Consider the following 7,764-nt stretch of genomic DNA (forward strand, 5'->3'; position numbering starts at 1 on the left):
GAAACCCGCGGTTCCGGTCACCGTCGCTCCGGCTTCGCCGAGCGCGCCATCAGACCGGCGAGCACCTCCTGGGTGGGGCGCCCGTTGTGGACGACGTCCACCACGGCCTGGACGATCGGCATGTCGACGCCGTTGCGCCGGGCCAGGTCGAGCACCGACTCGCAGGACTTCACGCCCTCCGCGGTCTGCTTGGTGGCGGCCACGGTCTCCTCCAGGGTCATGCCCCGGCCGAGGTTCATGCCGAAGGTGTTGTTGCGCGACAGCGGCGAGGAGCAGGTGGCGACCAGGTCGCCCATCCCGGCGAGGCCGGCGAAGGTGTGGGCGTCCGCGCCGAGCGCGAGGCCGAGCCGGGTGGTCTCGGCCAGGCCGCGGGTGATCAGGGTGGCCTTGGTGTTGTCGCCGAGTCCCATGCCGGCCGCCATGCCGACGGCCAGGCCGATGACGTTCTTGACCGCGCCGCCGAGCTCGCAGCCCACCACGTCGGTGTTGGTGTAGGGCCGGAAGTACGGCGTGTGGCAGGCCTTCTGGAAGCGCTGGGCGACGGCCTCGTCGGTGCAGGCGACCACGCTGGCGGCCGGCTGCCGACGGGCGATCTCCATGGCCAGGTTGGGGCCGGAGACCACCGCGACGCGCTCCGGTCCGACCCCGGCGACCTCCTGGATCACCTCGCTCATCCGCTCCGCGGTGCCGAGCTCGATGCCCTTCATCAGGCTGACCAGGACGGTCTGCGGCTCGATCAGCGGCGCCCAGGCCGCCAGGTTGGCGCGCAGGGTCTGCGAGGGCACGGCGAGCACCGCGAAGTCGGCGCCGGCCAGCGCCTCGGCGGCGTCGGTGGTGGCCCGCACGCGGGCGGGCAGGGCGATGCCCGGCAGGTAGTCCGGGTTCTCGTGGGTGCGGTCGATCGCGTCGACGAGCTCCTTGCGGCGCCCCCAGAGCACCACGTCGCAGCCGGCGTCGGCGAGCACCATCGCGAAGGCGGTGCCCCAGGATCCGGTGCCGAAGACGGCGCAGCGGGTCACTCGGCACGCTCCTCGGCGCCGCCCTTGCGGGCCCGGTCGCGCTTGGCGGCCGCGGCGGCGGCGCGCTCGCGGGCGGCCTTGCGCATGTCGTAGCGCTCGGCGGGGGCCTGCTCGCCGCGGATGCCCTCCAGGACGGCGGTGATGGCCGCCATGATGTCCTCGGTGGCGTCCCTGAGGACCTGCGCGGTGAGCTCCTGGCCCTGGTACTTGCTCAGGTCGACGGGCGGTCCGGCGGCGACCGTCACCTTGTGCCGCGGGAAGAGGTGGTACTTGCCCTTACCGCCGCGGCCGTACGGCGGGATGATCTCGTGTGCGCCCCAGTGGGCGACCGGGATGACGGGCGCACCGGTCATCAGCGCGACGCGGGCGGCACCGCTCTTGCCGGTCATCGGCCACAGGTCGGGGTCGCGGGTCAGCGTGCCCTCCGGGTAGAACTGCACGCACTGGCCTCCGTCGATGGCGTCGATGGCGGCCCGGAACGCCTCGGCGGCGTCGGTGGACTCGCGGAACACCGGGATCTGGCCGGTCTTGCGCAGCATGAAGCCGATGAACGGCACCGAGAACAGCTGGGACTTGCCGAGTATCCGCGGCGGGCGGCCGCTGTTGTACTGCCAGTGGGCGTAGAACACCGGGTCGATCACCGAATTGTGGTTGACGGCCGCGATGAAGCCGCCCTCCTTCGGCAGGTTCTCCCAGCCGCTCCATTCGGTCTTCGCCAGCGCATTGGTCACCGGCTTCACGAGGACCGCCGCGAAGCGGTACCAGATCCCGTAGTCGGCGTTGCCGAAACTGGCGTACGAGCGGCGGGCCACCCAGCTCCTCCTCATCCGGTGCGGCACGTGGGGTGCCGCGGTCCTCGATCGCCGCCCGGTGTGCCCGGGCGGGGCCCCGGCGCCGGCCCCCGTACGCCGTTCGCTGCCGCGCTTCGACGGGGTGTGACCTGCTGCTCTCCACCGGCCGGGACGGCCGGGAGGGCCCGGGGCGCCGACCAGTCTCACCCGCGGGCGGACCGGCTGTCGAGCAGCCGCCCTGGGCAGGCCCCGGGCGAGTGACCAAACGCACGCGAATCGCGGCCGCCTGGCCCGGGCCCGGGAGCCGACGCCACAATGGCGCCGATGACCGAGGACACCGTACGCCCCGCCGGCCGTCCGCCGCTGCCACCGGCCCCGGCGCTGTGGTCGCTGGTGCTGCCGGTGAAGCCGCCCGCGGTGGCCAAGAGCCGGCTGGGGCCGTTCGCCGGGCCGCACCGCCCGCGGCTGGCGCTGGCCTTCGCCCTGGACACCGCGCGGGCCGCACTGGCCTGCCCGGCGGTGGCCCGGGTGCTCGCGGTGACCCGGGACGCCGCGGCCGCGGAGCAACTCGCCCGCCTCGGTGCGCTGGTGGTGCCGGACGAGCCCGGTGGCGGCCTCAACGCGGCCCTGGCGCACGGTGCCGCGCGCGCCGCGGCGCTCGCCCCGCACGCCCCGGTGGCGGCGCTCTCCGCGGACCTGCCGGCCCTGCGGCCGGCCGAACTCGCCCGTGTGCTGGCCGCGGTGCCGTCCGGCCGCCGGGCCTTCCTGGCGGACTCCCCGGGCCTGGGCACCACCCTGCTCGCCGCGCCGTCCGGCGGCGCGCTGCGGCCCGCCTTCGGGGACGGCTCGCGGCTGCGGCACGCCCTCGGCGGTGCGTGCGAACTGGAGTTGGCCGACGTGGCCTCGGTGCGGCGGGACGTGGACACCGGGGAGGACCTGCGCGAGGCGCTGGCCCTCGGCGTGGGGCCTCGGACGGCCGCCGCGGCGGCCGCCCTGGTGTGACCGCTCGCTATGCTTGCGGCCATGCAGGCCACCGCGTTCACCTTCGATCCCGGCACCCGGGCGGGCTCCGTCCTGCTCGACGACGGCACGCCGGTGCCCTTCGACGCGGCGGCCTTCGACGCCGGCGGCCTGCGGCTGCTGCGGCCCGGCCAGCGGGTGCGGATCCGCACCGAGGGCGAGGGCGCCGGGCGCCGCGTGGTCTTCGTGACGCTGCAGACCTTCCCCGACCCGGGCGCCGAGGGCTGAGCCCCTCCCCCGTACCGCCGCCCGGCCCGGCCGGGACGGCGCCACCGCACGCGGAAGAGCTGCGCCGGCCCGCCTCCGGAATCCCGGATCCGCGGGCCGCCGCAGCTCTCGCCGTGCTCCGATCTCGCGCCGTGCTCTGACCGGCCGTCGCCCGAAGGGCCGACAGAGGCTACTTGGCGGCGGTCTTGCGCGCGGTGGTCTTGCGCGTCGTGGTCTTCTTCGCCGGGGCGGTCTTCTTCGCCGCCGCGGCGGTCTTGGCGGGAGCCGCCTTCTTCGCCGTCGCGGTGGTCTTCTTCGCCGCCGCGGCGGTCTTGGCGGGAGCCGCCTTCTTCGCGGCCGTCTTCTTGGTGGCCGCGGCGGCGGTGCCGGTGGCGGCCGCGACGCGCTTGGTGGCGGCGCGCTTGGCGGCGGCCGTGGTGGCGCCGCTCTTGCCCGGGGTGAGCGAGCCCTTGGGGGCCTTCTTGACCGAGGGGCCTTCCTTCGGCAGCTTCTTGGAGCCGCTGACGAGGTCCTTGAAGCCCTGGCCGGGACGGAAGCGCGGAACGGAGGTCTTCTTGACCTTGACGCGCTCACCGGTCTGCGGGTTGCGGGCGAAGCGCGCGGAGCGCTCCACCTTCTCGAAGGTGCCGAAGCCGGTGACCGAGACCCGGTCACCGGCCACGACGGCACGCACCATGGTGTCGAGCACTGCGTCGACGGCCTCTGCGGCAGCCTTGCGACCGCCCAGCTGCTCGGCCACCGCTTCGACAAGCTGAGCCTTGTTCACGTCTTCCCCTTCGGAAACGGGCGCCGGATGAATCCATCCGTTCATTTCGCACGTTAGGTATGTATCTGCGGACTTTCAATTACCAAACGCGTGAATCACCCTAGTGTCGCAATGGATTTGCGCGTTCGCGTCCTCAGCCGAGCGGCGGGCGCCCCGCGTCGAGGTCCTGCACAAAGCGACTCAACCGCCGGGCCGCCCCCGGGAGATCGCGCTTGGCGGTCTCCGTGACGATCAGCAGTTGACGGATGAGAGCGGTCTTTGCTTCCGCTGACACGTTCAGCGCAGATACGCGAGCGTGGGCTTGCTTCAACCGCTCGGCCACAAGCGCGAAGAGCGCTTCGGCTTCCGGGTCGTCCGGTTCCTCAGCAGGTGAGGTCTGGTCGTCCGTCCGGCCGTCAATTCGACCGCCGGCTGCACCGCCGTTCACCTCCGGGTGCGCGGGATCGCCGCCCGCGTACGGAGGTTCGTCGTGCCGGTGCATGCAACGATTGTGCCATCTGTTGTGATGTGCCCTGCGCAAGGGGGGTCTTGGGCAAATGCCCGGTGCTGTTCCGAGTCGGCGTCAGACCCGAACTCGGACTCGAACTCCGGCCGGTCCGAAGGGCCGCGGCGATGCACTCGGGGGGCCGAACGGCGGATGGCCCGCCCCCCCGAGGGGAGGCGGGCCATCCGGCGTACGCGCGGAGTTGCGGTCGGTCAGGCGACCGGCAGGGTGCGCGGCTTGAACGAGGGGCGGGTCGCCTCGAAAGCGGCGATGTCGGCCTCGTTCTGCAGCGTGATGCTGATGTCGTCCAGGCCGTTCAGCAGGCGCCAGCGGACGTTGTCGTCGAGCTCGAAGGAGGCGGTCACGCCCTCGGCGCGGACCTCGCGGGCCTCCAGGTCGACGGTGATCTCGGCGGTCGGGTCGGCCTCGACCAGCTCCCACAGCCGCTCGACGGTCTCCTGCGGCAGGACGACGGTCAGCAGGCCGTTCTTCAGCGAGTTGCCGCGGAAGATGTCGGCGAAGCGCGAGGAGATCACGGCCTGGAAGCCGTAGTTCTGCAGCGCCCAGACGGCGTGCTCGCGGGACGAGCCGGTGCCGAACTCGGGGCCGGCCACCAGGACGCTGGCGCCCTGCCGCTCGGGGCGGTTGAGGACGAAGTCCTCGTCCTTGCGCCAGGCCTCGAACAGGCCGTCCTCGAAGCCGGAGCGGGTGACCTTCTTCAGCCAGTGCGCCGGGATGATCTGGTCGGTGTCCACGTTGCTGCGGCGCAGCGGGACGGCCCGGCCGGTGTGGGTGGTGAACTTCTCCATGGCTCAGGCCTCCACGGCGACGCGGTCGGACAGGTCTGCGGGCGAGGCCAGGTGACCCAGCACGGCGGTCGCGGCGGCGACCTGCGGGGAGACCAGGTGGGTGCGGCCGCCCTTGCCCTGGCGGCCCTCGAAGTTGCGGTTCGAGGTCGAGGCGCAGCGCTCGCCCGGGGCCAGCTGGTCCGGGTTCATGCCGAGGCACATCGAGCAGCCCGCGTGGCGCCATTCGGCGCCGGCGGCGGTGAAGACCTTGTCCAGGCCCTCCTCGACGGCCTGCAGGGCGACCCGGACGGAGCCGGGGACGACCAGCATCCGCACGCCCTCGGCGACCCGGCGGCCGTCCAGGATGTCGGCGGCGGCCCGCAGGTCCTCGATCCGGCCGTTGGTGCAGGAGCCGACGAAGACGGCGTCGACGGGGACCTCGCGCAGCGGGGTGCCGGCCTCCAGGCCCATGTACTTCAGGGCGTTCTCGGCGGCGATCCGCTCCTGCGGGTCCTCGAAGTCCTCGGGGTTCGGGACGTTGGCGCCGAGCGGGGCGCCCTGGCCCGGGTTGGTGCCCCAGGTGACGAACGGCGTCAGCGAGGCGGCGTCGATGAACACCTCGGCGTCGAAGACGGCGTCCTCGTCGGTGGCCAGGGTGCGCCAGTACGCGACGGCGGCGTCCCAGTCCTCGCCCTCGGGGGCGTGCGGGCGGCCCTTGAGGTAGTCGAAGGTGGTGTCGTCGGGGGCGATCATGCCGGCCCGGGCGCCCGCCTCGATGGACATGTTGCAGATGGTCATCCGGGCCTCCATGGAGAGGCTGCGGATGGCGGAGCCGCGGTACTCCAGGACGTAGCCCTGGCCGCCGCCGGTGCCGATCTTGGCGATGATGGCGAGGATCAGGTCCTTGGCGGTGACGCCCTCGGGCAGTTCGCCCTCGACGGTGATGGCCATCGTCCTGAACGGGGCCAGCGGCAGCGTCTGGGTGGCCAGCACGTGCTCGACCTGGCTGGTGCCGATGCCGAACGCCAGTGCGCCGAAGGCGCCGTGGGTGGAGGTGTGGGAGTCGCCGCAGACCACGGTGGTGCCGGGCTGGGTGAGGCCCAGCTGCGGGCCGACGACGTGCACGACGCCCTGCTCGACGTCGCCCAGCGAGTGGATGCGCACGCCGAACTCGGCGGCGTTCCTGCGCAGCGTCTCCAGCTGGACCCTGGAGACCGGGTCGGCGATCGGCTTGTCGATGTCGAGGGTCGGGGTGTTGTGGTCCTCGGTGGCGATCGTGAGATCGGTGCGGCGGACCTTGCGGCCGGCCAGCCGGAGGCCGTCGAACGCCTGCGGGCTGGTGACCTCGTGCAGCAGGTGCAGGTCGATGAAGAGGAGGTCGGGCTCGCCCTCGGCGCGCCGGACGACGTGGTCGTCCCAGACCTTCTCTGCGAGTGTCCGTCCCATCGCTTTCCCTCCAGCCGGCCGCATTGCCGGCCTTCTCGTGTCGTCGGGGTCTCTTCCGGTGCTGCCCTGGTGAGGCTCGCTGCGGAGTCGCGACCTGCACGCCGGATCGTCTGTCCAGGATGTGGACGCTTTGGTGAGGGTCCATCCTGGGTGTCTCCCGGGCTGCTGCATCAAGAGTGGCGCTTTTCTCGGAAGATTGAACTTGCGTCTCGCCCACTGAGACTGCAGTATCGAGACATGGACAACACTAGCGGCGTCGGCGTTCTCGACAAGGCCGCTCTGGTGCTGAGCGCACTGGAGTCTGGCCCCGCCACGTTGGCGGGGCTGGTCGCCGCCACCGGTCTGGCGCGGCCCACGGCCCACCGACTCGCCGTCGCACTCGAACACCACCGCCTGGTCACCAGGGACATGCAGGGCCGGTTCATCCTCGGCCCCAGACTCGCCGAGCTCTCCGCCGCGGCGGGCGAGGACCGCCTCCTCGCCACCGCCGGGCCGGTGCTCACGCACCTGCGCGACGTCACCGGCGAGAGCGCCCAGCTCTACCGCCGCCAGGGCGAGATGCGCATCTGCGTCGCAGCCGCCGAGCGGCTCTCGGGCCTGCGGGACACCGTCCCGGTCGGCTCCACCCTGCCGATGAAGGCCGGCTCCGCCGCCCAGGTCCTGCTGGCCTGGGAGGAGCCGGAGCGCCTGCACCGCGGCCTGCAGGGCGCCCGCTTCACCGCGACGGCACTCAGCGGCGTGCGGCGCCGCGGCTGGGCCCAGTCGATCGGCGAGCGCGAGCCGGGCGTGGCGTCCGTCTCCGCGCCCGTCCGCGGCCCCTCCAACCGCGTGGTGGCCGCCGTCTCGGTCTCCGGCCCGATCGAGCGCCTCACCCGCCACCCGGGCCGGCTGCACGCCCAGGCCATCATCGAGGCCGCCAACCGCCTCACCGAGGCGCTCCGCCGCGGCTGACGCCCGCACCGGCGACGACGGAAGGGCCCGCCCCGGAACACGGGGGCGGGCCCTTCGGGCTGCGCGCAGGAATTCCGGGACGGTCCGGGAAACGGGACGGTCCGGAAAACAAAAAAGCCCCGGTCACCCGGAGCTTGTTGGCTGGGGTACCAGGACTCGAACCTAGACTAAATGAACCAGAATCACTCGTGCTGCCAATTACACCATACCCCAAAAGTACCCCCGACCGGATTCGAACCGGCGCTACCGCCTTGAGAGGGCGGCGTGCTAG

Annotated in this window: 9 protein-coding genes and 1 tRNA gene; 3 read left to right on the forward strand and 7 right to left on the reverse strand. The window is 72.8% G+C overall.

Translation table 11 applies throughout. The features are described 5' to 3' along the window. Positions 1-17: 17 nt before the first annotated feature. Complete coding sequence (locus ABD353_RS32615; RefSeq protein WP_344627295.1) at positions 18-1,019, reverse strand: NAD(P)H-dependent glycerol-3-phosphate dehydrogenase; 1,002 nt, start codon at positions 1,017-1,019, stop codon at positions 18-20. Beyond that, positions 1,016-1,846 (reverse strand): lysophospholipid acyltransferase family protein, encoded by an 831-nt coding sequence (locus tag ABD353_RS32620; protein ID WP_425555301.1) that lies wholly within the window; start codon positions 1,844-1,846, stop codon positions 1,016-1,018. The genes ABD353_RS32615 and ABD353_RS32620 overlap by 4 nt, the downstream gene beginning before the upstream one ends. Before the next feature lie 288 nt (positions 1,847-2,134). Here ABD353_RS32620 and cofC point away from each other — a divergent pair, with 288 nt between their 5' ends. Then, positions 2,135-2,812 carry a 2-phospho-L-lactate guanylyltransferase gene (gene cofC / locus ABD353_RS32625; protein WP_344627297.1) on the forward strand — a complete coding sequence of 226 codons (678 nt, stop codon included), beginning with the start codon at positions 2,135-2,137 and terminating at the stop codon, positions 2,810-2,812. A gap of 21 nt (positions 2,813-2,833) precedes the next feature. Continuing rightward, positions 2,834-3,058, forward strand: a complete 225-nt coding sequence (locus tag ABD353_RS32630) for a hypothetical protein (RefSeq protein ID WP_344627298.1) — start codon at positions 2,834-2,836, stop codon at positions 3,056-3,058. Between the two features lie 169 nt (positions 3,059-3,227). Here the strand turns inward: ABD353_RS32630 and ABD353_RS32635 are convergent, their stop codons facing one another. From ABD353_RS32635 to leuC, 4 genes are all read right to left on the reverse strand, one after another. After that, the gene (locus ABD353_RS32635; RefSeq protein ID WP_344627299.1) at positions 3,228-3,824 is read right to left on the reverse strand and encodes an HU family DNA-binding protein; all 597 of its coding nucleotides are present in this window, start codon (positions 3,822-3,824) and stop codon (positions 3,228-3,230) included. A gap of 133 nt (positions 3,825-3,957) precedes the next feature. Next, positions 3,958-4,305 (reverse strand): SCO5555 family protein, encoded by a 348-nt coding sequence (locus tag ABD353_RS40605; RefSeq protein WP_425555302.1) that lies wholly within the window; start codon positions 4,303-4,305, stop codon positions 3,958-3,960. A 215-nt stretch (positions 4,306-4,520) separates the two neighbouring features. Further along, positions 4,521-5,117: a 3-isopropylmalate dehydratase small subunit gene (gene leuD, locus ABD353_RS32645; protein WP_344627300.1), complete on the reverse strand. Its 597-nt coding sequence runs from the start codon at positions 5,115-5,117 to the stop codon at positions 4,521-4,523. Positions 5,118-5,120: 3 nt separating this feature from the next. Then, the gene (gene leuC, locus ABD353_RS32650; RefSeq protein ID WP_344627301.1) at positions 5,121-6,542 is read right to left on the reverse strand and encodes a 3-isopropylmalate dehydratase large subunit; all 1,422 of its coding nucleotides are present in this window, start codon (positions 6,540-6,542) and stop codon (positions 5,121-5,123) included. A gap of 237 nt (positions 6,543-6,779) precedes the next feature. Between leuC and ndgR the strand changes: the two genes are divergently transcribed. Next, complete coding sequence (gene ndgR / locus ABD353_RS32655) at positions 6,780-7,493, forward strand: IclR family transcriptional regulator NdgR (protein ID WP_030275730.1); 714 nt, start codon at positions 6,780-6,782, stop codon at positions 7,491-7,493. A 138-nt stretch (positions 7,494-7,631) separates the two neighbouring features. On the opposite strand, the gene ABD353_RS32660 is transcribed toward ndgR, so the two are convergent. After that, a tRNA-Gln gene (locus ABD353_RS32660) sits at positions 7,632-7,706 on the reverse strand. Positions 7,707-7,764 lie beyond the last annotated feature (58 nt).

Origin of the sequence: Kitasatospora arboriphila (assembly GCF_039528095.1) — a bacterium.
Classification (GTDB): Bacteria; Actinomycetota; Actinomycetes; order Streptomycetales; family Streptomycetaceae; genus Kitasatospora; species Kitasatospora arboriphila.

Coding starts and splice junctions, on each gene's coding strand:
- ABD353_RS32620 (WP_425555301.1), bottom strand. CDS start 1,846: ATGAGGAGGAGCTGGGTGGCCCGCCGCTCGTACGCCAGTTTCGGCAAC.
- cofC (WP_344627297.1), top strand. CDS start 2,135: ATGACCGAGGACACCGTACGCCCCGCCGGCCGTCCGCCGCTGCCACCG.
- ABD353_RS32630 (WP_344627298.1), top strand. CDS start 2,834: ATGCAGGCCACCGCGTTCACCTTCGATCCCGGCACCCGGGCGGGCTCC.
- ABD353_RS40605 (WP_425555302.1), bottom strand. CDS start 4,305: ATGCACCGGCACGACGAACCTCCGTACGCGGGCGGCGATCCCGCGCAC.
- leuD (WP_344627300.1), bottom strand. CDS start 5,117: ATGGAGAAGTTCACCACCCACACCGGCCGGGCCGTCCCGCTGCGCCGC.
- leuC (WP_344627301.1), bottom strand. CDS start 6,542: ATGGGACGGACACTCGCAGAGAAGGTCTGGGACGACCACGTCGTCCGG.
- ndgR (WP_030275730.1), top strand. CDS start 6,780: ATGGACAACACTAGCGGCGTCGGCGTTCTCGACAAGGCCGCTCTGGTG.